Origin of the sequence: Flavobacterium hungaricum, from assembly GCF_015182285.1 — a bacterium.
GTDB classification, from domain to species: Bacteria; Bacteroidota; Bacteroidia; order Flavobacteriales; family Flavobacteriaceae; genus Flavobacterium; species Flavobacterium hungaricum.
On record NZ_PRDM01000001.1, the window covers coordinates 787,274 to 813,417 of the forward strand.

Consider the following 26,144-nt stretch of genomic DNA (forward strand, 5'->3'; position numbering starts at 1 on the left):
TATTATTGAAGTGTTTTTGTGTTTTTAATTTTTGCAAGTATCCCATCTGTCAACAAAGGATTTTCCCATATGCCGTTTATAAAAGTTGTGTCCTCGCCCAAACTATCTTCACCGGCACTTCTTGGCTGTGATTCCAGTTTCCAGCGCGAAAACTCAATCCATAAATATTGTCTCTTTTCTTCTTCAACCAAAACGATAGTTCCAGAGGCAGTGTATAGCGAATTATTAGTCAACAGACTAGTAAAATAACCTTTATGAACATCGTGTTCTTTTATTTCAAAATCGTAAGTATGCGCTAAAAACTGCAGTTCGTTGAGATCAAAATATTCGTTAGATGCTGCATACGGATTTACAACAAGTTTTTTTCTATACGCTTTTCTTTCTGCCGATCGAATGCTTCCGTCGGCATTTAAAAATTGAATAGAAGGTCTGGTTAATTCCGTTTTGATCCAAACAACACCGCTCCAAATATTTTCGGAGCCATTACCAAAAACTTCGGTTTGAATGCAGTAGAAGTTTTCTATTAATTTCATTTGAAAGATTTGGTTATCATTGGTTTTATAAACAAATATAATTTTTTATTCGAAGTAAGCAGAAGTTCATCAAAACAAAAAAGCCCTAGAAAATCCAGAGCTTTTTGATGATATAAAGAGAAAGAAAATTATTCTTCTTTCATTGTATGATAAACGTTCATAACGTCATCATCTTCTTCAATTTTTTCGATCAATTTTTCAACGTCAGCAATTTGAGCTTCGGTTAATTCTTTTGTGATCTGCGGAATACGTTCAAAACCAGAAGATAAAATTTCAAGACCTCTGTGTTCAAGTTCTTTTTGCAAAGCACCAAAACTTCCAAAAGGAGCATAGATTAAGATTCCGTCTTCGTCTTCAAAAACTTCCTCAGCACCAAAATCAATTAATTCTAATTCCAGTTCCTCAGCATCAAGTCCGTTGTTTGCAATTCTAAAGTTACAAGTATGGTCAAACATAAACTCTACAGAACCCTGAGTTCCCATAGTTCCGTTGCATTTATTAAAATAACTTCTAATATTTGCCACCGTTCTATTATTATTATCAGAAGCAGTTTCGATCAAGATTGCAATACCGTGAGGCGCATATCCTTCAAAAAGAATTTCTTTATAGTTAGCAGTATCTTTGTTGCTGGCATTTTTAATCGCGCGCTCCACATTGTCTTTAGGCATGTTGGCCGCTTTCGCATTTTGTATAACAGCTCTTAATCTAGAATTGGCATCTGGGTTTGGCCCGCCTTCTTTAACAGCCATTACAATATCTTTACCAATTCTAGTAAAGGTTTTGGCCATTGCAGACCAGCGTTTCATTTTTCTTCCTTTTCTAAATTCGAATGCTCTTCCCATTTCTAATTTTAAGTTTTGTGATGCAAAAATACGGTTATTCCTTATTTTTCCAAAAACAAAACAACTCTTTTTTATGGAATGTTTTGGTGTTGAAGTTTCCAGTTTCAGGTTTCACGGTTCAAGTCCTGCTTCTGGTGTTGAATTTAACCACAAGGTTCGCAAAGATTATACATAGCCTTGCGACCTCTTTTTATTGTAAAATTATTGTAAAAAAATCTTTGTGTACTTTGCGTAAATCTTTGCGCACTTTGCGGTTAAACTTGAAACATGAAACCTGAAACCATAAACCATAAACCATAAACCATAAACCATAAACCCGAAACAAAACTACTTACTCCCTCCATTAAATTCATTAATAATATTTACCGCTTCATTTAAGTACGGATTAGTTCGAAGGTTTTCCATTTGATATTGATTAATGGTCTTGTCTGTCGGATAAGTTCCCAGTAAAAACTGATTTACAGAAGAATTGTAAACATCCAGCGGATTATTTTCATCGTTAAAAGTGTTGATCTCTGTCCACAGTGCCGTTAATGATTTATTTTGATTAAAAATCGCTTCTAAAGTCATCGGAATCTCTGCTTTTGGAGTATTTACAATCTGATCAATTTTTTGATTGATTTTTTTTATGTTGTTAAAAAAGTAATTATCAGAAAGTCGTGCCGAACTGTTTTTGGCAATTTTATCAATAATGCTTCTTTTTACATACGTTCTATATTTTAAGAAAGGAGTAAGGCTGTCATTTTTTACCGCTGTTGGGAAATCGCTTTCTTTTTGGTAAATATCCTCATAAAATTCAGGTAAAACTACGTCTGGTCTAACGCCGACATATTGATGGCTTTTACCCGTAACACGATAAAATTTGTTGATCGTAATTTTAAGGAAATCAGTATTTTTTTCCTCGTCAAGCGAAAGAATAGTCTGCATCGTCGCTTTACCCAATGTAGTACTTCCTAATAACAGAGCGCGGTTGTAATCCTGCATGATCGAAGCAAAAAACTCACTTGCCGAAGCCGTATTGCTATTCACCAAAACCACAATCGGACCTCGATAAATAACACCTTTAAACGGATCATTGATCACCGATTTTTCCTGTTTGTTATCAACCACGATCGAGATAGGGCCGTAATCTACAAACATTCCAGCCATTTTAATGGCTTCCTCCATCGATCCGCCTCCATTGTCAACCAAATCAATAACCAAACCGTTGATATTATCACGCTCTAGTTTGATCACTTCGCGGGCAACATCATCTGCACAGCCTTTACGACTGTTACCATCCAGATCGGCATAAAAACTCGGAATCTTGATATAGCCTATTTTAGTATCCTTACCGATGATAAAACTGAAAACCGAATTTTCTTCGTCTTTCATCACTTGTTTTTCGATAAAAACGTCAAAGCTCTTGCCTGAATTTCGCTTTAGCGTAAGCGTAATATGTTTATTCGTTTCAGACAAAATCATGCTCGAAATAGATTCTAATGAAGCACAGGAAACCTGCAAAGTTTCTTTTTGATTTGAGATCGAAAGAATCTGATCGCCTTTTTTGATTTGTCCGGTCTGATATGCCGGGCCATTCGGATCTACCTCATCAATAATAATTTCATTTTTATCATTCAAATTCACAGTCATTCCAAGCGACAAATGTTCTTTTGACAAAGAAGCTACAAAGCTTGTTTTAGAATCATCGCTAAAATAAGCCGTGTGCGGATCAAAATACGTGCAAAAGAAGTTGTAAAGTTTCTCTTCCAGCTTAGATTTGCTCTCTAATAAAGTGCTGATCCTGCATATTTCGTTAGAAACAATAGTTTTTTTAACAGGCAGTTCGATTGATTTAAAATTAACTTTTAAAGAATCCAGATTATTACTCGTATCGGCCACTTCGTCCAAAACCTGATAACGAAGTTTTTTGAGCCAGACTCTTTCCAGATCTTCTTTTTTGAGATAAAAAGCAAACGACTTTTTGTAAAACCGAATCGTATCTTTTTGAGTATAATCAAACGGCTGCGTCTGGATTTTCTCCAAAACGGCTTTTGTTCGCATCAGACCATTGCGGTATTTTTCTTTGATATCAGTCAAAAAACTACAGTCATTTTCCAGGATTAAATCATCCAATTTGAAACGGTATTTTTTAGCCATTTCATCATATTCTGTTTTAAAAAATATATTGCGGGACGGATCCAATTCATTGATGAGATTATCAAATACAAAGACAGACAAACTATCGTCGACAGGTTTCGGTCTAAGATGTTCGCTTTGGATGAGCGCATTTATTTTGTTCAAAATCTCACAAGTTGCTGCGCTGCTTTGACCAAAAGAAACGGTATAACATAGCAAAAAAAGGAGTAGTGAAATCTTTTTCATAGGTGGAAAATCAACGTTCATATTAAAGTTACACTAATTTTTTTACAAAAAACACGAATCCCTTTAAAATATCGACAGCCTAAAGATTTTTTAATATTCTTTTTGCAACGAATTTCACGAATTAGCGCGAATTTTATTTTTACTCTGTGCAATCTGCGACAAAAAAATAGTGTAATTAGTGAAATTCGCGGCCATAAAAAAATGCGTTACAACTTTCGTCGCAACGCATTTTAATTATAATTCAAAAAGAATTTATTTCTTGTAAAACGGTAATTTTACCACTTTAGCAGCAACATCATTTTTTCTAATTCTGATAAAAATATCACTGTCTACAGCACTGTTAGCAACCGTAACATACCCTAAACCGATACCTTTATTCATAGAAGGCGACATCGTTCCAGAAGTCACAATTCCGATCACATTTCCATCCGCATCAACAATTTCATAATCATGTCTTGGCACTGCACGTTCCTGCATTTCAAAAGCAACCAATTTTTTAGTAACACCCGCTTCTTTTTGTTTTTTAAGAGCTTCAGAATTGGTAAAATCTTTAGTAAATTTTGTGATCCATCCCAATCCAGCTTCAAGCGGCGAAGTAGTATCGTTAATATCATTACCGTACAAACAGAAACCCATTTCAAGACGTAATGTATCTCTTGCAGCAAGACCAATTGGTTTAATTCCGTAGGCAGCACCCGCTTCAAAAACTTTATTCCAAACCTGTTCTGCTTCGTTATTTTTGCAGTAAATTTCAAATCCTCCAGAACCAGTATAACCAGTAGCAGAAATAATTACATGTTCGATTCCTGCAAAATCACCCACTTCAAAATGGTAGTAAGCAATAGCAGACAAATCAACAGAAGTAAGCGCCTGCATAGCCTCAACCGCTTTAGGTCCCTGAATTGCTAATAAAGAATAATCCTCAGAAAGATTCTTCATTTCAACACCCAAATCATTGTGAGACGAAATCCAGTTCCAGTCTTTATCGATATTAGAAGCATTTACAACCAGTAAATACTGCTCTTCTTTCATTTTATAAATAATCAAATCATCTACAATGCCGCCTTCGTTATTAGGAAGACAAGAATATTGCGCTCTTCCAATTGTCAAAGTAGACGCATCATTCGAAGTCACTTTCTGAATCAAAGCCAAAGCATTTGGACCCGTCAGCAAAAATTCACCCATATGCGAAACATCAAAAACTCCCACACCATTACGAACCGTTTCATGTTCAGCATTAACCCCTTCATAAGTAATCGGCATGTTATAACCAGCAAAAGGAAGCATTTTAGCCCCTAAACCTTCATGTATGTGCGTAAGCGCAGTATTTTTCATTGTGTTGTTTTATAAAATTGTTTTGCAAATCTATTCAAAAAATATCTAATTTGAATGCCTTAAATTATAAATTTCGCAATGATTAGGAGCTATTTCCTGCTATCCGCTATATCTTTTTGTTTTTAAAGGAAAAACAAAAAGGATACCGCTCCTATCAGGGCTAGGAATTTACGTTCAAAAGAAACATTCGTGCATTCAAATTTTATGTAACTTAATAACCTGATTTTATATCCGTATTCATTTAAAGTAAAAAGTGCAGAAACAGCAAATTAAAAAATCCGTTTTTTATCCGCTTTTTTACGAAGTAAATCCGTTTAATCCGCGTCATAAAAAAACATCAAATTGATCCAAAATAAGCCCAAATGAAAGATCCATTTTTAATCACCAAAGAAGAAATTCTAAAACTATACAAACCTGTAGATTCCAAAGCACACAAAGGAACCCAAGGCCATGCTGTGATTATTGCCGGAAGTTACGGCAAAGTAGGAGCGGCCGTTCTGGCGTCAAAATCCTGTTTAAAATCAGGATGTGGACTCGTAACAACCTTTATTCCAAAATGCGGTTATCAAATCCTGCAAATCTCCATTCCCGAAGTAATGACCGTTACCGATGAAAATACAAATTTTATCACGCATATTCACTTACCATTAATTCCCCAAGCCATAGGAATCGGACCCGGAATAGGAAAGGAGCTTGGCACACAAAAAGCATTATTTGAGTTTTTAAGAATTAATAAAGCGCCTTTAGTCCTCGATGCAGATGCTTTAAATAATATTTCTGAAAATTTATCTTGGTTAGAATTAGTTCCAGAAGACACCATTCTAACACCTCATCCAAAAGAATTAGAGCGTTTAATCGGCAAATGGAATTCGGAATCCGAAAAATTTCAAAAAACAATTGCTTTTTCAGAAAAGTACAAAGTCATTGTCATCATGAAAGGCGCGCCGACATTTATTATAAACAGAACTTCGGTCTACGAAAACACCACCGGAAACGCAGCCCTCGCCACCGCAGGAAGCGGCGACGTCTTAACCGGAATCCTGACCAGTCTGCTGACACAAGGTTACGAACCCAAATACGCCTCAAAACTAGGCGTTTTCCTCCACGGTTTAACAGCAGATTTAGCTTTGCCCAAAACAGGTTACGAGTCTTTTACCGCTTCGACCATTATTAAGTATTTAGGAAAGGCTTTTTTAGAATTAGAAAATGCGGCAATTTGATAATTAGATAATTTTATTGAACGTTTGTCACCCTGAGCGAAGTCGAAGAGGCACGAGAAGCTATGTAAAGTAACCATAAAGAATTACACCAATCTTTGTCGAGCCACTTGCGCTCCTTCGACTTCGCTCAGGATGACACAAAATAAGAAAAAATCTAAAATCCACCTTCTCAATCTAAAATCAAAAAAAACGTAAGTTTGTAATGTCAAAGATTAGAAACTTAGCAACTCAGTTCCTTAGCATCTTTGAATCTTTAAAAAAATGAAAAACAACTTCGATCTCAGAACGGTAAACGTTACTCGTTATATAACCCCATTACGCGAAGGCGGTTCTCTGCCGGCTTTAGCAGAAGCCGACGACGATTTTAAATACGTTTTAAAATTTAGAGGTGCCGGACACGGTGTAAAAGCCTTAATTGCGGAATTAGTAGGCGGACAAATCGCGAAAGCCTTAAAACTGCAATTACCAGAATTAGTATTCGCAAACCTAGACGAAGCTTTCGGAAGAACCGAAGCCGATGAAGAAATTCAGGATTTGCTGCAAGGAAGTCAGGGATTAAATCTGGCACTGCATTTTTTATCAGGAGCCATCACTTTTGATCCTGTTGTAACCACTGTAGATGCCAAATTAGCCTCACAAATTGTTTGGTTAGATGCATACATCACCAATGTAGACCGAACGTTTAAAAATACCAATATGCTCATTTGGCATAAAGAATTGTGGCTTATCGATCACGGAGCTTGTTTGTATTTTCATCATTCCTGGAACAATTGGGAACAGCACGCCAAAAGTCCGTTTGCGTTGATTAAAGACCATGTCTTACTGCCTCAGGCCTCACTTTTAAAAGAAGTTGATACAGAGTTTAAAGCGATTTTGACGCCGGAAATTTTGGAGGAAATTGTAAATACCATTCCGTTAGACTGGCTGCAGTGGGAAGACGCAGACGAAACCCCAGAAGGGCTTCGAAATGTGTACCTGCAGTTTTTAAAGACACGATTAGAGAATTCAGAAATCTTTGTAAATCAGGCTCAAAATGCAAGATAGTCACTTATACGAGTATGCTGTGATTCGTGTTGTGCCAAGGGTAGAGCGCGAAGAATTCCTGAATATCGGAATCATTTTGTTTTGTAAAAAAGCCAAATTCATAAAGGTTCTTTTTCATCTAAATAAAGAAAGAATACAAAATCTTTCTGCCGATTTTGATATCGAGCAGCTAGAATGCAATTTAACTTCATTAGAAAAAATTACGAATGGAGCCAAAGACGGCGGCCCGATTGCCGAATTTGAAATTCCAGAACGTTTTAGATGGTTAACAGCCATTAGAAGTTCGGCAATACAAACCTCAAGACCGCATCCAGGTTTGTGTCAGGATTTAGAAAAGACAATCCAGAGGCTGTTTGAAGAGTTGGTTCTTTAGGGAGGTTCAGAGGGGCAGAGGTTCAAAGTAACAAAGGTTTTTCTGTAGAGGCGCACTGCAGTGCGTCTAACCTTATATTTGAAAATTTCACGCAGATTGTGCAGATTCAGGCAGATTTAATTTTATAATAATTATTTTAAATCTGCTTAGATCTTTTTAAATCTGCGTGAAAAATCTTTTCATTTTCGCTGCCAATAGTTATCGGTGTTATGGATAAAAGAACTTAATGCCTTAGCGCCTTCATGAAAAAAAAACTAAAAAAAAACACGAAGGAGAGAGGTTTTTATGTAGAGAAGCACTGCAGTGCGTCCAAACTAATATTTGAAAATTTCACGCAGATTATGCAGATTCAGGCAGATTTAATTTAGTAATAATTATTTTAAATCTGCTTAGATCTTTTTAAATCTGCGTGAAAAATCTTTTCATTTTTCACTGCCAATAGCTCTCGGGAATGCGAGAAAAAAAACTTAATGCCTTAGCGCCTTCGTGGCAAAAAAAAACAAAAAAAATAAAGCCACACATTATACAAAATAATGCATGGCTTTAAAAACTAAAACTAACTAACTCAGTTTTTTATTGTAGTCTTATTAAAAAGAACCACAAACATTTCCGCCTAAAGTTGCTCCTGCATTTGCAGAGATATCAGCTTTAACAGCAGTTTTATTCAATTTTACAATAGAATATGGCGGTGTAAATGCAGTACCGCTTCCTGCTTGATTTCCTGTTGTATTAGTAAAAACGTTGTCTGTTGCTGTTACGGCAGTAAAACCAGTCATTAAATCGATTGGAGTTTTTACACCTTCAAAAACATTGCTTTCTACGCGAATACTAGCTTCAAAACCTGCTGCAACACATTTGTTGCTTACAGTACTGTTAAAGAAATTGTTTACCAAATGTACTTTTCCAAAACGAACTCTTGGCATTCTTTCTTTACAGCCTGGAGCCCACCAGCATCTAGCAAAAGTGATTCTAAGTTTGCCGCGGTCGCCTGTAGCACCGTCGCTAGAACCAATTAAATTAGAATATCTGTGGTCGTCTGATCCTCCTGAACCTCCTGCTTTTGGTGGTTTTAAGTAATGGAATTTAGAATACGTAACCGAAATATAATCTGATTTGTTTTTGATATCAAAGTTTCCGTCAACACCATCTCTAAATTCGCAATGGTCAACCCAAACATTTGTACACTCGTCTAGAATTGCGTTATCCCATCCATCAGTATCGTAAGCACCTGGACCTTCAAAAATTAAGTTTCTAATAATGATGTTTTTACATCTTTTGATGTTGATAATTCCAGAAGCATCTTTAGTTTGGTTTGTAGAAACCAGTTTAGCACCATTTGCTCCGTAAATTGTTTTTCCAGTTTGATCCTGAAATGATAATCTCGTTGTAACTGTGATGGTTCCAGAAACTTTGATCACTTTTACAGCACTGTTCTCGATAGCCGATTTTAGCTGTGCATAAGTGGTAACAGTAGTTTCTGCAGCAGAACCTCCTCCAGTAGTACCTCCGTTTTGAGAAGCCCAGCCCGGAACCTCGGCACAATTTCCAATTTTAGCAGTACTGCCGCTAGATGGAGTTGTCTCAGTTTCGGTAACTGTACTTTGAGCATTTTGTTCAGAAGCAAATTCTTCGGTATTACATGACGTAAAGCCCAAAGTTAGTGCCATTAGGCACATTGCGATTTTTGTGTTTAAGTTCATTACTAATAAGTTTGGTTATTTATAAATGTTTAACGGCACAAAACTCTTGATAATTTGTAGGAAAAAAATTGAACAAGTTCAAACTTTTGCAAATATTTCTACGGGAAACAATATTTTTAACACTTGTTAGTTTACAAAAAAAAGATAAATACCGTACTTTTACGTAATCGATTACATAATGTATGCCCCTACAAACAGTGTAACGATAAAAAGTATTCCACAAACAAAAACCACAATTATGTACAACCTACTACGTAAGAACATCGAAAGGAAAATTCCGCTCAGCGATGAAGAATGGAATGTTATTGTCTCAAAAGCAGAACGCGTTAAACTCAAAAAGAATGAGTTTCTGCAGATTCAGGATTCCAACAACAGTTATGAGGGATTTATTTTGAAAGGCTCGTTTAAAACCTACATCTTAAACGAAAACGGCACCGAAACCGTAATTTTTTTTTCGTTTGAAAACGAATGGATGTGTGATCTTGAAAGTTTTTACCATCAAAAACCCACAACTTACAACATCAAAGCGATTGAAGACAGCGAAATTTTAGTCATCAACAAAATTAAAAAAGCGCAGTTATTTGCAGAAGTTCCCAAGCTGATGCAGTTTCATGTCTTGATGATCGAAAGCGCCAATGTCGCCATACAGCAAAGACTTCTGGACGTTCTCAACAAAACTTCCAAACAACGTTATTTAGAATTTAAAGAACGCTATCCGCAAAAGATGAGTTCGATAAACAACAAAAATTTATCATCGTACCTCGGCGTCTCGCATGAGTTTTTGTCGAAGATTAAACGAAGGGTTTCTTAGTTTTTTTTAAGCGGCAAAGCTGTTGCAGAGTTGCAGAGTTGCAAAGTGACAAAGGTTTCTGAAAAGGCGCACAATTGTGCGTCTTTTGTTTTTTTATACAAGGATGACAAACGGTATGGAAACTATGAAGGAACTGTCTAAAAAAAACTTTGCGCCGCGAGGCTTCGGGATTGCGAAACCTTAGCGCACTTTGCGGTTTGAAAAAAATTAAAGCTTTTTCTCTAAATATATAAATTCCAAAGGTTCATCAGAAACCGTTACATGAATTTCGCTTTGAGGAAAGGCTTCACGTTTGCCCGTATCTGCATACCCATGACGTTTGTACCAGGCGACAAGTTCTTCACGAACCGAGATAACAGTCATAATAATCGAAGACAATCCTAAAGATTTTGCATGATTTTCGGCTGCTGCCAAAAGTTTTTTGCCGATACCGCCATTTTGAAGTTCAGGAGAAACCGTCAACATTCCGAGATACAATTGATTTTCTTTTTCGGACAATAAAACCGAACCGATTATTTTTTCATTTTCGGTAAATTTTAGAAATGTATTTTTCGGATCCGAGAAAATTTCCGTCAGTTCCTCTTCATTTGTTCTTTTTCCTTCGAGTAAATGTGCTTCGGTTGTCCAGCCTTTTTTAGAAGTTTCGCCTCTGTAAGCCGAGTTTATTAAAATAACTAATGCAGGAATATCTTCTATTGAGGTTTTTGTAATCATGTATTTATAAAAGAATTTTGAAATTATTTTCCTTTAAAAGTGCAGTAAATGTATGAATTTACTCTAACTTTATCTGGAAAACAAAATTACAATATTGAAATGGCTTTATCCGAATCTTTAGAATATTTTGACATAATCAACTATTAGATCGAAATACTTGTCTATAACCAAATTTCAATTCATTCTAATTTTATTTTAATCAAAAACTAAAGAAAAATATTGTAATTTGTTCAACCCAAATTAAAAAAATAATGAGCAGAATACATTTATTCGAGTTTGAAGACCAGCAATGGCTTCCCAAATTTATTAGAAATTACATGACCGACTTTTTGCAGTTTCTATCGAATAAAACTCCTATGTACAAAGGAATACTACCGGTTTTAGAAAAAGGTTTAAAAGAAACAAACACCAATCAGATAATCGATTTAGGTTCTGGCGGCGGCGGCGGCTTAATCTGGATCAATAAAGAATTGAGAAAAAAAATTCCAGACCTTAAAATTCTCCTGACCGACTATTTCCCTAACATTCCTGCGTTCGAACATACCCAAAAGCAAATTGATAATTTTGATTTTATAAGAACACCAATAGATGCCCGAAACGTTCCCGAAAACCTAAACGGACTCCGGACACAATTTTTGTCCCTGCATCATTTTAAACCCCAAGACGCACAGCAAATCCTGCAGAATGCGGTTGACAGTAACAGTTCGATTGCAATTTTTGAAGGACAGGAAAGAACCTTGCAAAGTATTATGGCGATGATCTTTTCGCCGATTACTGTTTTACTCACAACTCCGTTTATCAGACCGTTTCATATTGGCAGAATTATCTTTACGTATCTTATTCCGATTGTGCCGATTTTGATTTTGTGGGATGGCGTAGTTTCGTCTTTAAGAACCTATTCTGTTGACGAAATGAATGCCTTGGTTTCTAATTTAAATAATAAAGAAAATTTTAATTGGGAAATTGGAAAAGTAAAATCGGGACCAACTAAGATTTTGTATTTGCTGGGAACTAAGAAATAAAGATTATGATTATAGTAATGATCTGAATTGCCTCCTGCTTTAGCTGGAGGAAAAAATAAGAATATGATAAATGGCTTTAGCCGAAATTAATTTGGCTAAAGCCGATTGACTTTGCTTTAAGTGACCTCCAGCTAAAGCAGGAGGCAATTAATAGCATAAACTATGTTATTACAGACTAATAAAATAATTTTTCTAATATTTTAAATGGATTACAGCGCTTAAAAGCAGTAAACCAGCCAAAGAAGCCAGAAACAAGATCAACTCTTTTTGTATGTTGTGAATTATTTCCTGATTCTTTACTTTATATAAAATTGAAATTACAATCAAGGTCAAAGCATTGACCAATAATATAAAAAGAGATAAAAAGACGACACAATAATTAATGCCATAACTTGCAAATCCGGTGGTGAGCAAAGTAATAATGACAGCAAAAAACAATATTAAAATTAAAAACCAAGAAGAAATTCTTATTAGATTTTTGACAACTTCTAGTTTTTCAAAAGAGTATGCTTTATTCATGTTTTTTACTGTTTTAAACTTTAATTTTAAATGTTGTTTTTAGTTTCTTAGTATTTGTGATAGTTACTTTTAGTGTGTGCTTTTATTGAAGTAATCCTCTTCCTGTACTTTTGTATAAGAGATGTAAAATGAGATAAACTATTACAGAGGCAATTACAATTGATAAAATTAGTTTTATAAAGATATTGACTTTCCAATACTGAAAAAGTTTTACAGTTATTAAAGCTGGTAAAATGGTAAGCAGTAAAAAAAGAAAAAATACAACTAAGAGAGCAGAGTCATTCATAGGCATGAAATCACGTATTGTGCTTAAAATTTTTATAGAAAATAAAAGTACTTATTTTAATGATTTGCTAACGTAATTGTTCCTTCTTTTTGACCTCCTGACACGACTTTTTTCTGTTCTTGAGTTTAGAGCCTTGCTAGAGACGAAATAATTTTTAGATTTATGGGACACAAAGATTGGGAAACAGCTCTTTGGGTACGATTTGCAAATTGTATCTTACAAAAACAGGTTTGTTTTTTACCGAAATTTATTTTCGTTTAAGAATTTTAAATATCTTTGAATTATGAGTACAGCAATAAAACCAAAACATATCGGCAGAAATATAAGCCGTATCAGAGAGCTTAAAGATATGAAACAGGAAGCACTGGCACAGGCTTTGGGCACAAACCAGCAGGCAATTTCTCTTATTGAAAACAGCGAAACGGTAGACGAACAAAAACTAATTGAAATAGCAAAAGCTCTAGGGGTTTCTGTTGAGGCAATTAAAAACTTTTCAGAAGAAGCGGTTTTAAATATCATTGGTAATACTTATCACGATAATGGTATTGTTAACGCAGGATTTAATTACAATTGTACTTTTAATCCTTTAGATAAAGTTGTTGAACTTTACGAACGTTTGGTACAGGCTGAAAAAGATAAAGTTGAGTATTTGGAGAAATTATTGAACGGGAAATAAATGTTTTTTAAGATATATTAAATTGAAAAAGAGACCTTTGATGAGGTCTCTTTTTTGTTATTTGACTTTCTGTTGCTAGCGCGAGCGTCTCGCTCGTGCACGTTCCAATTGGTTTTTGATATTCTTTACGTTCACGAGCGGGACGCTCGCGCTAGCGGGGGAATATTTAGAGAAATTATTAAACGGGAAATAATCTTTTTGAAGATATATTAAATTAAGAAGAGACCTTTTGTGAAAGGTCTCTTTTTTGTTATTTGACTTTTTGTTGCTAGCGCGAGCGTCTCGCTCGTGCACGTTCCAATTGGTTTTTGATATTCTTTACGTTCACGAGCGGGACGCTCGCGCTAGCGGGGGATCTTAGTAAGGTCTCTTTTTTTGTGTTAACGAGAAGTACGCTCGGATTTATTTTTTAATTAAAGTTCCTTCACTTTCGGTTTGTTGTAATTGGTTTACATACGTTTTTCGAAATGATAGTATTTTTTCTTTTAAAGTTATTTCAAAAATTGTCGATCCTAGATTTTTATATCCATCAAACACCCCTACAACAATCGAATCACCAGTTTTATTCATTTCTTTAATATCACCACTATTTTTTTTCCAAATTATATCGTTGCAAACAATTAAAATTTTTTCGGAGCTTAACACGAAAGTTTTGAATTTTCCTTTTCCAATTGTTCCACTGACCATTTTCTTAGAATAGCTATGACTTTTCATATCAAATGTATATATACTTTCATTTACGGAATCGGTTTGGTATTTTCTACCAGTCAAGATTGATTCGGATTTGCAACTAATCAAGATTGAAAGTAGTGGAATTAAAATATATTTATTCATTAATTGAGAATTTGTTTCTGTTTATTCTATTTTTTGGCTAGAAGCTAATTCCTCTTTGCTAGCGCGAGTATCTCGCTCGTGCCAGTTTCAATTGGTTTTGATGTTCTTTGTGTTCACGAGCGGGACGCTCGCGCTAGCATGGGGATTATTTTTCACAAATATATTTTGCTCTCTGATATAATTCGTCGAATGTTAGAATTTCAATATTTTTTAAATTTTTTCTAAACATTTCAAATGACGAGTATTTTATTTGATTTATTCTGCCTTCAGTAATAAATTCATTTTGATTACCTATCAATATAAATCCTTTTGGATTGTATAAATAAAGTTCTTCTCCTGTCAAATCACCTTGCTTATCTACAATTTCAATTTTAGTTTTCATGTCAAAAATTGCCTTTTGAATTGTTCTTTGAACTTGAGCAATTGCACCAGATAAAGAATCTGAAATTTGCCAAGATTCTGGACGATAAGAATTCTTAACTTGTTTTAAAAGACTATGTGAACTAAGCTTTAATTCACAAAAGCAAAGGGAATTTATTGCACCTTGAGATTTTAATAAACCGTCAATTCGTTTTCCGCTTTCATTAAAATTAGCACCACTAGTTATTTGTTCTAATTTTTTATCATCTAATTCGGTATTAAAGAGATATTCTAAGCCATAACCTAAAATCCAAGTGTTTTTTTCGAAAAATGATTGCCATAAATCTTCGTCTTTAGCTTTTGATGATAGTTCTCCCTCGATAATTAAGGCTTGTTTATGATTATTGAAAAAGCCGTCTTCATAGAGCAATTTTTTAAATATTTCGAGTTGAGCTTTCCTATAACCATAGTTAATAATGTCTCTCGTAGTTATATTATTCTTAAGTGCTTCTTGTAATTGAGGAAGATTTTCTAAAATCAATTTTTTTGCTTGCTTATCATCCAAAAGCATTTTACGTAAATCATCATCCTTTATATTATAGGTTTGATTGTTTGGAAATTCGACTTCTTTAATGCTTTTCAGAAATAAATATAGTCTTTCTATTTCATCTTCAGTGAACGATGCTTGTTTAGACAAATTTTTTACAGGTAACTGAACTGCGTCGAATTGTTGAAGAAAAAGTTTTTTTATATTTCTACTATCTTCGTAAAATAATGCTTTTAATGCTCTTTTCCCGAGAAAAGAAGTGCCTATTATAGCTTCTTTTCGTAGAATAAATTCAGTTTGATTATCGTCTAAAATTTTGAATGCAAATCTCTCAGTTTGCCCTGTGAATTTATCTTCAAATGATCTAGCAAAATATGTTTTGTCAACACTTCCCGTATTCATATAATTCAAATCTATTTCATTATTTTCCATATATTTATTGTTTTGCAGAATATTGATTTATTGCTGTTAGCTCATTTATAGAAACAAATCTTCAGATATGCATATAAATTCGGGTAGATAAGCAAAGCTTTATTTCGTTTTCTTGTTTTTCAAATATATGTATTTTTTCTTGCCAATTTTTACAGATTTCCGTACTTGATATCTTTATTTATTAATTCAAAATAATTAATTGTAATGCAATAAAAAAGCGAGCAAAAATATTTTTACTCGCTTTTCTCATTTAATTATATGTTTTTTACCCTAAAAAATCCTTCAACTCCTCATAAGTTCCAATCTTTACACTAACTTTCTCTTCATTAATAACACTTTCAATTTGAGCAGGAATCGGAAGCGTAATTCCTAGCGCCGGTTCAACCACATCTAAGAATTTAATTGGGTGAGCCGTTTCTAAGAAAATACCAATGGCATTCGGGTATTTTTCAAGTTCTTTTTTCAAACCTAAATAACCAACAGCACCGTGCGGTTCGGCGATATAGCCGTCTGTTTTGTAAATTTTCTTTAGAGCTTCAAGTGTTTCTTCGTCGGTATAACTATAAGAAGAGAAATCTTTTTCGAAAGCTTTTAAATCATTATTGTACAATTCTTGAATTCTAATAAAGTTACTTGGGTTTCCAACGTCCATGGCGTTAGAGATTGTCGCTTTAGAAGGTTTAGGATCGTATTTTCCGTTTTCTAAGAATCTTGGCACCGTATCGTTTACGTTTGTAGAAGCAACAAAATGTTCAATTGGCAATCCTAATTTCTTTGCCATAATTCCGGCGCAGATATTTCCGAAGTTACCACTTGGGCAAGAGAAAACCAATGGTTTGTTTTGGCTTTTCAATGCTTTGTAAGCAAAGAAAAAATAAAACATCTGCGGTAACCAGCGCGCAATATTTATAGAATTAGCCGAAGTCAGGTTTTTATGCGCTAAAGTCTCGTCTAAAAACGCTTTTTTTACCATATCCTGGCAATCATCAAAAACACCATCCACTTCAAGTGCTTTAATGTTTTGTCCTAAAGTCGTCAATTGTTTTTCCTGAATATCGCTCACTTTCCCAGACGGATATAAAATGACAACATCTACGCCGTCAACGCCCAGAAATCCGCTGGCAACGGCTCCGCCTGTATCGCCCGAAGTCGCTACTAAAACGGTGTTTTTAGCATCTTTTTTGTCTTTATTAAAATAACCCAGACAACGTGACATAAAACGTGCTCCAACGTCTTTAAACGCCATTGTCGGTCCGTGGAATAATTCTAACGAATAAATTCCGTCTTCGACTTTCACAACCGGAAAATCAAAAACCAAAGTTTCAGCAATGATTTCTTTTAATTTTTCTGCTGGGATTTCATCGCCCACAAATTGTTTGATCGCTTCATAAGCAATATGTTCGTGGCTTAAACTTTCGATTTCATCAAAAAACGAAGGATCAAGAGGGGTAATATTTTCTGGAAAATACAATCCTTTGTCACTCGCTAATCCTTGTATTACAGCTTCTTGGAAAGAAACTTTTGGGGCATTATGGTTTAAACTGTAGTATTTCATTTTTTATTTTAGATTTTAGATTTTAGATTTTAGAAATGGAAACAAATTCCAAATTTTTAAAATTCCAAATTCCAATAATTATGTTTTCAATTATGTATTGCTTTTGTCAGGCTGAGCGGAGTCGAAGCCCCGCAACGTATAGACATAAAGTAAATCCACATAGTTTTGTCATTTCTCTCCCGAAGCCTCGGGATCGCTCAGCCTGACAAAAGTTGTCCTAATACTTAAATCTTTTTACTTAATACATTTCACATTTCACATCACACATTTTACAAAATACGAACTCCATCCGGATTGATTTTTGAAACGTGAATCTCATAAGGTAAATTCATTTTTTCGTAAACCTCGCTCATGGCTTTTGCGATTTGGTCGGCGGTATTTTTTCCTCTGCTTAAAGCAAAAATCGACGGACCAGAACCTGAAATTCCAGAACCCAAAGCACCGTTTTCAAGAGCCGTTTGTTTGATTTGATCGAAACCTGGAATTAAAACACTTCGTAAAGGTTCAACGATTTCGTCGTGAAGTGATCTTCCAATCAAATCGTAATCTTTTGTGTATAAACCTGCGATTAATCCGCCCACATTTCCCCATTGCATAATGGCGCTTTTCAGCGAAACGTTTTGTTTTAAAACCGAACGCGCATCAGATGTTTTTAATTCAATTTGCGGATGAACTACTGTTGCGTATAGTTCTTCGGGACTGTCAATTCTGATAATATCAAGCGGCGCATAACTTCTTACCAAAGTAAAACCGCCTAAAAGGGCAGGAGCAACGTTGTCGGCATGCGCGTTGCCGCTGGCTAATTTCTCGCCCTGCATGGCAAACTGAACCAGATCTTTACGAGAATACGGTCTTCCGAGTAATTCATTAATTCCGAAAACCGCTCCTGCAGAACTTGCAGCGCTGGATCCGATACCGCTTCCGGCTTTAATATTTTTATAAATTTCGATTTCAAATCCAAAATCCAATTCGTCCAAAGTTTCAAGCATTGCCAAAGCCGCAACCCCCGAAACATTTTTCTCAGTTTCAAGCGGTAAATCGGCACCCGCAATTTTTGTGATTCGAACTCCTTTTTGATCGACTTTTCGAACAATCATTTCATCACCCGCATTGTCTAAGCAAAGTCCCAATACGTCAAATCCGCACGAGAGGTTTGCGATAGTTGCTGGGCAAAATAGTTTTATTTCTTTCATTTTTGGTTGGTTTTGCCACGAAGGCACAAAGTCACAAAGTTTTTATTTTTTTTTGCCACGAAGGCAATAAGGCGCTAAGTTTTATTATTAAGAATTTAAGTTTCTGAGCTTGAAAAACTTAAAGACTTAGCGCCTTTGCGTCTTAGCAGCTAATAAATATTACACATTCCCGATACGGATTACGTCAGCAAAAATTCCTGATGCTGTAACCGCTGCTCCGGCTCCGGCGCCTTTGATCAATAAAGGCTGATCTACATAACGATCGGTGTAGAAAAGCACGATATTGTCTTTTCCTTCCAGATTGTAGAACGGATGATCTTTCGGGATGAATTGCAGGCCGACACTTGCTTTTCCGTTTTCGAATTGCGCTACATATTTCAATCTGGAATCTTTGGCTAAAGCTTCTTTGTAGATGTTTTCGAAATGCGGTGCGTGTTTCAGCAGCGAAGCAAAAAAGTCTTCGTTGTTTGTTGTTTCCAGACATTCTGCAGGCAGGAACGATTCGTTTGCAATCGCGTCAATATCCATTTCGTAACCGCTTTCGCGAATTAAAATCAGGATTTTACGCGCTACGTCGATACCGCTGAGGTCGATTTTTGGATCTGGTTCTGTAAAACCTTGAACTCCGGCTTCTTTTACCACATCGTGGAAAGAATTATTCTCATCAAAATTGTTGAAAATAAAGTTCAGACTTCCCGATAAAACCGCCTGGATTTTATGCACTTTGTCTCCAGAGGCGATAAGGTTTTTTACAGTGTCAATAATCGGTAATCCCGCACCCACGTTCGTTTCAAACAAAAACGGCGCATTGTATTGGCGTGATAAGTTTTTTAGTTTTTTATAATTGTCGTAAGCAGACGAACACGCAATTTTGTTGCAGGTTACAACGGCAATACTTTCTTTTAAGAATTTCTCGTACATTTCAGAAACGCTTGCATTGGCCGTAATATCTACGAAAATACTGTTACGTAAGTTCAGTTCTTTGGCACGTGCAATAAATTCTAAAGCAATGGCTTCTTCACCTTTATCTAAAGACGACTGCCAGTCTTTTAATGAAATTCCGTCTTCGTCAAAAAGCATTTTTCTTGAATTCGATAATGCAATGACGCGAACATTAATCTTTAAAACATCTTTTAAGAATTTCTTTTGGCTGTGAATTTGTTCGATGAATTTTTCGCCCACATTTCCAACGCCCATTACAAATAAATTGAGCTGTTTGGTATTTTCTTCAAAGAAGTTTTCGTGTAACGTATTCAAGGCTTTTTTAACATCTCTTTCGTTAATTACAGTCGAAATATTTCTTTCAGATGCACCTTGCGCAATTGCACGTATGTTTACGTTGTTTTTTCCTAAAGTACTGAACATTCTTCCGCTCAAACCTTGGTGGTTTTTCATGTTTTCGCCGACTAATGCAATAATGCAAAGGTCTTTTTCTACATAACAAGGATCGATTTTATTCTGCGAAATTTCGATTTCAAACGCTCTGTTAATTGCAGCTTCGGCATTATCAGCGTCAGAATTCAGGATTCCGATACAAATAGAATGCTCAGAAGAGGCCTGAGTAATAAAAATAACGTTGATTTTTTCCTGAGATAAAACCTCGAACAAACGTCTGGAAGAACCCGCAACTCCAATCATTCCTGGACCTTCAAGCGTTAAGAGCGAAATATGATCGATATGGCTGATTCCTTTTACAACCGTATCTTTTGATGATGGCTGGCTCGAAATTAAAGTTCCTTCTGCCTCAGGTTCAAAAGTATTTTTGATTAAAATAGGAATGTTTTTTCTTAAAACCGGCTGAATCGTTGGCGGATACAATACTTTGGCACCAAAATGCGATAATTCCATTGCTTCTTGGTACGATATAGTGGCGATAGGCTGTGCTTGTTTTACAATTTTTGGGTTGGCAGTAAACATTCCGTTTACATCTGTCCAGATTTCCAATTGTGCAGCGTCAAGTGCGCCGGCGATAATTGCTGCGGTATAATCAGAACCTCCGCGCCCCAGAGTTGTAGTGATTCCGTCAAGAGTCTGTGTAATAAATCCAGGAAGAATAGTAATTTGAGCTCCATTTTGAGTAAAATATTCCTGAATTAAACCATTGGAAACTTCAAGGTTTACAACTGCTTTTCCGTAGTTGTGATCTGTTTTTATTAATTCGCGACTGTCTTTATACGCCGCATTGTTATCGATTTGCTGATACGCCTGCGCAATAATGTAAGACGATAACAATTCGCCAAAACTTAAAATTGTATCTGCAGTTCTTGGAGATAATTCGCCTAGTAAGAAACAACCGTCCAATAAAGTTTCTAAGTGGTTGATGATTCTTTTAACATGGCTTAAAAGGCTGCTTTGTTCGCTTACAGGAATCAGTTCTTTTAAAGTGTCAAGATGTTTTTTCTCTATTTCGGCTACAATTTCTCTAAAGCTTTCATCGTTAGAAGCTGCTTTTGCTGCTGCAGCCTGTAATAAATCGGTTACTTTGCTTAAGGCAGAAACTACTACAGCGATTTTATCCTGCTGCGATTTTTGTTTGACAATTTCGAGAACGAGTTTTATATTTTGAGCATTGGCTACGGAAGTTCCGCCAAATTTTAATACTTTCATTTTTGATATTTTTTAATAAGGTGCAGCGATTTTGAGTAACAAAGGTTCAACGTTTATTAACTGTGAACTGAAACTGAAAACTGCGGCTTTTTTTCTTTTTTTGTAAATGTTTTCATGTATCCAATGCCTTTCTTCTTTTAAGAAAAAAGTATAGATAATCTGGATTATATGTAAAAATGTATACCCCTAAGGGGTAGTAGTTGTTGTAGTAGAAATAATCGTAGCAGCAATTGCAACTCTAGTTGGAGCTGTCATTGTAGATTGATATTTTGCGCTGTTACTTTTCATTTGATTTTTCAAAAATACAGTTTTTTATAAGAGTTAAAAACCTAAATGTCCTTTTTACGAATATTTTAATATTTCATTTTTCACCAAATTCAAATTGAGTTTTTGGCAGGATTCAAGATCTTAATTTGCTGTTTTCGTATATTTTTTAACATTTTTAGTTCATCTCAAAAGGCTTTGAGTCAATTTTAATGATGAATTTCTAACGAAAAAACGGCATTAGTCTATAGAATCAGTAGGAATTTGTGAAAAAATTGTACACGGATAAAACGGATTTGCTATCGCAAAGACGCTGATGAAAAACAGATTTTTTATTGCTTAATATCTTAAATATAAAAAAATCCGTAAAATGCGAGTCTTCACGAAGTGAATCCGTTTGATTCGTGTTCTATGCAGCAAGCTAATTGACTATTTGTGTGATCAATTTAGATTATCAAATAATTAAAAGTCTAATTTCTGATGCAATCAAATTTTAATTATTAGGAACAAATGTTGCTTTTTAATATTGATTTGCTGAATTTTGATGCCTTAAATTAAAAATGTTATGAGAGACATCCATTATATAAGTATTGAAACATTAGGTTTAGAAACAATTCAAGAGATTATTGTAAATCAAAAAATGCTCGAATTGTCTGAGGAGGCAAAAGTAAATGTGCAGAAATGCCGTGATTATCTGGATAAAAAAATGGCTTCACACTCTGAACCAATCTATGGAATTAATACTGGTTTCGGATCACTTTGTAATGTGAAAATTTCAAACGAGAATTTATCTAAGCTTCAGGAAAATCTAGTAAAATCTCACGCCTGCGGAACAGGAGAGGAAGTTCCGTCGGAAATTGTGAAAATGATGCTTTTGCTTAAAATCCAATCTTTGAGTTACGGACATTCTGGAGTTCAGTTAAAAACTCTGGAGCGTCTTGTTGATTTCTATAATAATGATATTCTGCCAATTATTTATACACAAGGGTCTCTAGGCGCATCTGGCGATTTGGCACCTTTGGCTCATTTGTCTTTACCATTATTAGGTGAAGGTGAAGTTATGTTTGAAGGAAAAAAAGTGCATTCAAAAGAAGTTTTAAATCATTTTAATTGGGAGCCGATTGTTTTGCAGTCTAAAGAAGGACTGGCATTATTAAACGGAACGCAGTTTATGAGTGCTTACGGAGCTCATATTTTAATAAAAGCGTATAAATATTCTTATCTGGCAGATTTAATTGGAACAATTTCTTTGGAAGGTTTTGACGGAAGAAGTGAGCCTTTTAATGAATTGATACATTATATACGTCCGCACAAAGGACAAATTGTGACGGCACAGCGAATAAATGAGTTTTTAGAAGGAAGCGAAATCATTGAGCAGGAAAAGAAACATGTTCAGGATCCTTATTCTTTCCGTTGTATGCCTCAGGTTCATGGAGCTTCCAAAGATGCGATTGATTATGTTCGAAAGGTTTTTAAAACAGAAATCAATTCGGTTACTGATAATCCTAATATATTTATCGAAGCCGATCAGATTATTTCCGGCGGTAATTTTCACGGTCAGCCTTTAGCGCTAGCTCTTGATTTTATGGCAATTGCTTTGGCAGAATTAGGAAGTATTTCTGAAAGAAGAACCTATCAGTTAATTTCTGGTCTTCGAAATCTTCCGGCGTTTTTGGTAGATAATCCGGGGTTAAATTCAGGATTTATGATTCCGCAATACACTGCAGCGAGTATCGCCAGCCAGAACAAACAATTGGCAACGCCTGCCAGTGTTGACAGTATTGTGTCTAGCAACGGACAGGAAGACCACGTGAGCATGGGAGCAAACGCAGCTACAAAAGCGTTGCGCGTTATGGATAATCTGGAACGTATTCTGGCAATCGAATTATTAAATGCCTCACAGGCAATTGCTTACAGAGAGCCTTTGAAGTCAAGTGATTTTATCGAAATGTTTTTAAGCAGTTATAGAGAAGTAGTTCCTTTGGTTAAAGAAGATAGAATCTTACATTATGATATTGAACATACCGTTTCGTTCTTGTCTAGTTTTCAAATAGAAAACGATTTGTTAACAATGGCTTAACATTGTAAAATATTAATGAAGTAATTTTGCCGTATCAAAAATAAACAAATGTCAATAAACAGTATTTTCCAATTTTTAGTGCCGAAAGACAAAAAATTCTTTCCACTTTTTGAAGAAGCTTCAAGCAATTTAATTGAATTAGCTTCTAACTTACACGAAGCTGTAAATTTACCATTAAAAGAAAGAGAAGTTCTTTTTCAAAAAATTGACGAATTAGAACAAAAAGGTGAAGATATCACACGCCAGACCAATTTAGAGTTGAGCAGAAACTTCATTACTCCATTTGATAGAGAAGATATCCATACTTTAATTACTTCAATTGATAACGTTGCAGATTATCTGCACGGTGCAGCAAGCCGTATGAGACTTTACCAAGTTGACAAGATTACAAAGTCTATCAGAAAAATGACAGAAATCAACCTTGAAGCTTGTCAAAATATTGACAGTGCTGTAAAAGAGTTGAGTAACTTGAAAAACATGAATGTTATTAAAGATGCTTGTGCAAGAATTAACAAGCTTGAAAATAAATCTGATAACGTTTACAATAAAGCTGTTTTCGAAATCTTTGAAAACGAAACAGATGCTAAAAATATTATTAAGTATAAAGAAGTATTGTCTGTTTTAGAATCTGCTACAGACAAATGTAAGAGTGTAGCTAATATATTAGAATCAATTTCTGTAAAACACTCTTAATTTAATTCATTTCATTCTGAAGTTATAATTTATGACGATACTTATAATTATTATAGTATTAGCTTTAATTTTTGATTACATCAATGGTTTTCATGATGCTGCAAATGCTATCGCTACAGTTGTGGCTACAAAGGTTTTAACGCCGTTTCAGGCGGTTCTTTGGGCTGCATTTTTTAACTTTCTGGCGTATTGGGTTTTCGGATTTGGTGTTGCAGATACCGTTGCCAAAACAGCAGATACAATGCAGATTGATCTTGTTGTGATTCTTGCGGGGGTTATCGCTGCAATCTGCTGGAATTTATTGACTTGGTGGCTGGGAATTCCTTCTAGTTCTTCACACACCTTAATTGGTGGTTTTGCAGGAGCGGCCGTTGCGCATGCAATAGCGGTTCACGGCTTTTCAGGATATGTTGGGCCAGACGGAGCGACACATCATTGGTATGATATCGTAAGCTGGTACAAAGCAGGTAAAGATGGCGGAATGCCTTCGGGGGTTCTTATAATTATTGCTTTTATTGTCTTGGCACCATTATTGGGAGCTTTAGCTTCTTATTTGATTTCGATTTGGCTTTTAAATGCTTCGCGCAAAAGTATTGGTCCAAAAATATTTACCGTTGCTTTGATGATTGCGACTATTTGGTTTGTTTACACTCAAATGATTCCTTATGAAGAAATCATAAAAGGCGGCCATAAAGCTCGTTTTCCATCTTCAGAATTTTGGAGTGTGGCATTAGAACCGCATAATATTAAGTGGTTTTTAGTAGCATTTATTGTTTTAACTGTAAGTATTTTTTGTTTGATATTTAGCAGCTTAAATCTTCATCAGGCTGATGCGGCTTTGAAAAAAATGCAATTATTATCTTCTGCAGCTTTTAGTTTAGGTCACGGAGGAAATGATTCTCAAAAAGTAATGGGAATTATTGCAGCAGCAGTTGTTGTGTATATCAATTCAAATCCAGGTGTTCATATGTCCTCTTGGTTAGATGTGGCACTTCCTTCTGAAGACGGTGCTTTTAAAATGCCTGCTTGGATTCCGTTAGCTTGTTACTCTGCCATTGCTGCAGGTACATTAAGCGGTGGATGGAAGATTGTAAAAACAATGGGTTCTAAAATTACAAAAGTAAGTTCGTTTGAAGGTGTGGCTGCAGAAACTGCCGGGGCTTTGACACTTTACTTTACAGAACACTTAAAAATTCCAGTAAGTACAACACACACAATTACAGGTTCTATTATTGGAGTTGGATTAACAAAACGTGTGTCTGCAGTTCGCTGGGGAGTTACAGTAAGTTTAATCTGGGCTTGGATTTTGACTATTCCAATTTCGGCTATATTAGCAGGTTTTGTTTACTTTATTTTAAGCGTGTTTATTTAATAAATGATCATTGCAAAATGTGAGATGTAAATCACATTTATCAAAATATTTTTAAAGCCGATTTCAATTTTGAAATCGGCTTTTTTATTGGATTAAAATTAATTAAATAATGTCTCAAAATAACATTTTTTTAATTTTTAGCGGCTCTTGTTGGTATTCAATAGATTGATATTTGTGCAATTAATTTTGGTGTGTTTTCATGAAAAAAAATATTGAAACCACTCTAAACAGCAGCAAATTTCAAAAGAAATGTTTAATTTCAAAAGTATTATAAGTTCAAGATTCTATTGCTTAATTATTGTTTTTCTAGTGTCTTCTTGCAAAGAATATGATGTTAGAAGAATTCGTTTAAAAGTAGATCAAAAGAAAGTAACGAGCAGTCCCAATGAAGAATCAGATTTAATTTCATGTTTCCTTAAAGAATCGGTCAGCAGGTCTTTAAAAGGTATCGATATGAGTAAGCTGAAATATCATTCAGTAGAAAGAAATGATACAATCTTGGTGATTGTTAAAGTTACTGATATCATAGGAATTGAAAAGGCTTCACGGCGAAAATTGCTATTTGCAATTAATGATTGTTTTTTTACTTCTGAAAGGTATAATATGAAAAAGATTTACATTGATGTAGAAGGAAATTTCAGTACTCTATTGGTCAAAACACCTTTGCAATATGATCTGGATGGAAGGTTTGCAAATGAAGATTTACTCTTGTTGTTTTATGGAAAATCAAAAGGTTCGTCTAATATCAAAGGATAATTTTTTTTGCTG

At 35.1% G+C, this 26,144-nt stretch carries 22 protein-coding genes; 10 read left to right on the forward strand and 12 right to left on the reverse strand.

Annotation, left to right across the window (positions count from 1 at the left end; genetic code table 11):
* Positions 1 to 2 precede the first annotated feature (2 nt).
* From C4F50_RS03410 to gcvT, 4 genes are all read right to left on the reverse strand, one after another.
* Complete coding sequence (locus C4F50_RS03410) at positions 3 to 533, reverse strand: hypothetical protein (protein ID WP_193845018.1); 531 nt, start codon at positions 531 to 533, stop codon at positions 3 to 5.
* A gap of 128 nt (positions 534 to 661) precedes the next feature.
* Positions 662 to 1,375 (reverse strand): YebC/PmpR family DNA-binding transcriptional regulator, encoded by a 714-nt coding sequence (locus C4F50_RS03415; protein ID WP_193845019.1) that lies wholly within the window; start codon positions 1,373 to 1,375, stop codon positions 662 to 664.
* A 327-nt stretch (positions 1,376 to 1,702) separates the two neighbouring features.
* On the reverse strand, positions 1,703 to 3,739 hold the full coding sequence (locus C4F50_RS03420; protein ID WP_193845020.1) for a S41 family peptidase: 2,037 nt from the start codon (positions 3,737 to 3,739) through the stop codon (positions 1,703 to 1,705).
* Between the two features lie 252 nt (positions 3,740 to 3,991).
* Positions 3,992 to 5,074 carry a glycine cleavage system aminomethyltransferase GcvT gene (gcvT, locus tag C4F50_RS03425; protein ID WP_193845021.1) on the reverse strand — a complete coding sequence of 361 codons (1,083 nt, stop codon included), beginning with the start codon at positions 5,072 to 5,074 and terminating at the stop codon, positions 3,992 to 3,994.
* A gap of 362 nt (positions 5,075 to 5,436) precedes the next feature.
* Between gcvT and C4F50_RS03430 the strand changes: the two genes are divergently transcribed.
* The 3 genes from C4F50_RS03430 to C4F50_RS03440 all read left to right on the forward strand — a co-directional run bounded on the left by C4F50_RS03430 (position 5,437) and on the right by C4F50_RS03440 (position 7,711).
* Positions 5,437 to 6,294, forward strand: a complete 858-nt coding sequence (locus tag C4F50_RS03430) for an NAD(P)H-hydrate dehydratase (protein WP_193845022.1) — start codon at positions 5,437 to 5,439, stop codon at positions 6,292 to 6,294.
* A gap of 261 nt (positions 6,295 to 6,555) precedes the next feature.
* On the forward strand, positions 6,556 to 7,338 hold the full coding sequence (locus tag C4F50_RS03435; protein WP_193845023.1) for a HipA family kinase: 783 nt from the start codon (positions 6,556 to 6,558) through the stop codon (positions 7,336 to 7,338).
* On the forward strand, positions 7,328 to 7,711 hold the full coding sequence (locus C4F50_RS03440; RefSeq protein WP_193845024.1) for a DUF3037 domain-containing protein: 384 nt from the start codon (positions 7,328 to 7,330) through the stop codon (positions 7,709 to 7,711). The genes C4F50_RS03435 and C4F50_RS03440 overlap by 11 nt, the downstream gene beginning before the upstream one ends.
* A gap of 587 nt (positions 7,712 to 8,298) precedes the next feature.
* Here the strand turns inward: C4F50_RS03440 and C4F50_RS03445 are convergent.
* On the reverse strand, positions 8,299 to 9,411 hold the full coding sequence (locus C4F50_RS03445) for a pectate lyase family protein (RefSeq protein ID WP_193845025.1): 1,113 nt from the start codon (positions 9,409 to 9,411) through the stop codon (positions 8,299 to 8,301).
* A 238-nt stretch (positions 9,412 to 9,649) separates the two neighbouring features.
* Here C4F50_RS03445 and C4F50_RS03450 point away from each other — a divergent pair, with 238 nt between their 5' ends.
* Positions 9,650 to 10,222 (forward strand): Crp/Fnr family transcriptional regulator, encoded by a 573-nt coding sequence (locus tag C4F50_RS03450; RefSeq protein WP_193845026.1) that lies wholly within the window; start codon positions 9,650 to 9,652, stop codon positions 10,220 to 10,222.
* A 207-nt stretch (positions 10,223 to 10,429) separates the two neighbouring features.
* Here C4F50_RS03450 and C4F50_RS03455 read toward each other — a convergent pair whose 3' ends face one another.
* Positions 10,430 to 10,936 carry a GNAT family N-acetyltransferase gene (locus tag C4F50_RS03455; RefSeq protein ID WP_193845027.1) on the reverse strand — a complete coding sequence of 169 codons (507 nt, stop codon included), beginning with the start codon at positions 10,934 to 10,936 and terminating at the stop codon, positions 10,430 to 10,432.
* A gap of 251 nt (positions 10,937 to 11,187) precedes the next feature.
* Between C4F50_RS03455 and C4F50_RS03460 the strand changes: the two genes are divergently transcribed.
* Positions 11,188 to 11,958 carry a hypothetical protein gene (locus C4F50_RS03460; protein WP_193845028.1) on the forward strand — a complete coding sequence of 257 codons (771 nt, stop codon included), beginning with the start codon at positions 11,188 to 11,190 and terminating at the stop codon, positions 11,956 to 11,958.
* A 192-nt stretch (positions 11,959 to 12,150) separates the two neighbouring features.
* Here C4F50_RS03460 and C4F50_RS03465 read toward each other — a convergent pair whose 3' ends face one another.
* Positions 12,151 to 12,477 carry a hypothetical protein gene (locus tag C4F50_RS03465; protein WP_193845029.1) on the reverse strand — a complete coding sequence of 109 codons (327 nt, stop codon included), beginning with the start codon at positions 12,475 to 12,477 and terminating at the stop codon, positions 12,151 to 12,153.
* A 569-nt stretch (positions 12,478 to 13,046) separates the two neighbouring features.
* On the opposite strand from C4F50_RS03465, the gene C4F50_RS03470 reads away from it, so the two are divergent.
* On the forward strand, positions 13,047 to 13,439 hold the full coding sequence (locus tag C4F50_RS03470) for a helix-turn-helix domain-containing protein (protein ID WP_193845030.1): 393 nt from the start codon (positions 13,047 to 13,049) through the stop codon (positions 13,437 to 13,439).
* A gap of 402 nt (positions 13,440 to 13,841) precedes the next feature.
* On the opposite strand, the gene C4F50_RS03475 is transcribed toward C4F50_RS03470, so the two are convergent.
* The 5 genes from C4F50_RS03475 to thrA all read right to left on the reverse strand — a co-directional run bounded on the left by C4F50_RS03475 (position 13,842) and on the right by thrA (position 20,967).
* Complete coding sequence (locus tag C4F50_RS03475; protein ID WP_193845031.1) at positions 13,842 to 14,273, reverse strand: hypothetical protein; 432 nt, start codon at positions 14,271 to 14,273, stop codon at positions 13,842 to 13,844.
* A 145-nt stretch (positions 14,274 to 14,418) separates the two neighbouring features.
* Entirely contained in the window at positions 14,419 to 15,612 is a 1,194-nt protein-coding gene (locus C4F50_RS03480; protein WP_193845032.1) for a Shedu immune nuclease family protein, read from the reverse strand.
* Between the two features lie 265 nt (positions 15,613 to 15,877).
* The gene (gene thrC / locus C4F50_RS03485) at positions 15,878 to 17,167 is read right to left on the reverse strand and encodes a threonine synthase (RefSeq protein WP_193845033.1); all 1,290 of its coding nucleotides are present in this window, start codon (positions 17,165 to 17,167) and stop codon (positions 15,878 to 15,880) included.
* 269 nt (positions 17,168 to 17,436) lie between these two features.
* Entirely contained in the window at positions 17,437 to 18,360 is a 924-nt protein-coding gene (locus tag C4F50_RS03490; protein ID WP_193845034.1) for a homoserine kinase, read from the reverse strand.
* A 159-nt stretch (positions 18,361 to 18,519) separates the two neighbouring features.
* Positions 18,520 to 20,967, reverse strand: a complete 2,448-nt coding sequence (thrA, locus tag C4F50_RS03495; protein ID WP_193845035.1) for a bifunctional aspartate kinase/homoserine dehydrogenase I — start codon at positions 20,965 to 20,967, stop codon at positions 18,520 to 18,522.
* Between the two features lie 829 nt (positions 20,968 to 21,796).
* Between thrA and hutH the strand changes: the two genes are divergently transcribed.
* The 4 genes from hutH to C4F50_RS25600 all read left to right on the forward strand — a co-directional run bounded on the left by hutH (position 21,797) and on the right by C4F50_RS25600 (position 26,132).
* Positions 21,797 to 23,311, forward strand: coding sequence for a histidine ammonia-lyase (hutH, locus tag C4F50_RS03500; protein WP_193845036.1), 1,515 nt, complete (start codon positions 21,797 to 21,799; stop codon positions 23,309 to 23,311).
* Between the two features lie 48 nt (positions 23,312 to 23,359).
* A complete protein-coding gene (locus C4F50_RS03505) occupies positions 23,360 to 24,004 on the forward strand; it encodes a DUF47 domain-containing protein (protein WP_029269365.1) in 645 nt (214 codons plus the stop codon).
* 31 nt (positions 24,005 to 24,035) lie between these two features.
* Entirely contained in the window at positions 24,036 to 25,376 is a 1,341-nt protein-coding gene (locus C4F50_RS03510) for an inorganic phosphate transporter (protein ID WP_193845037.1), read from the forward strand.
* A gap of 309 nt (positions 25,377 to 25,685) precedes the next feature.
* A complete protein-coding gene (locus tag C4F50_RS25600) occupies positions 25,686 to 26,132 on the forward strand; it encodes a hypothetical protein (RefSeq protein ID WP_228011946.1) in 447 nt (148 codons plus the stop codon).
* Positions 26,133 to 26,144 lie beyond the last annotated feature (12 nt).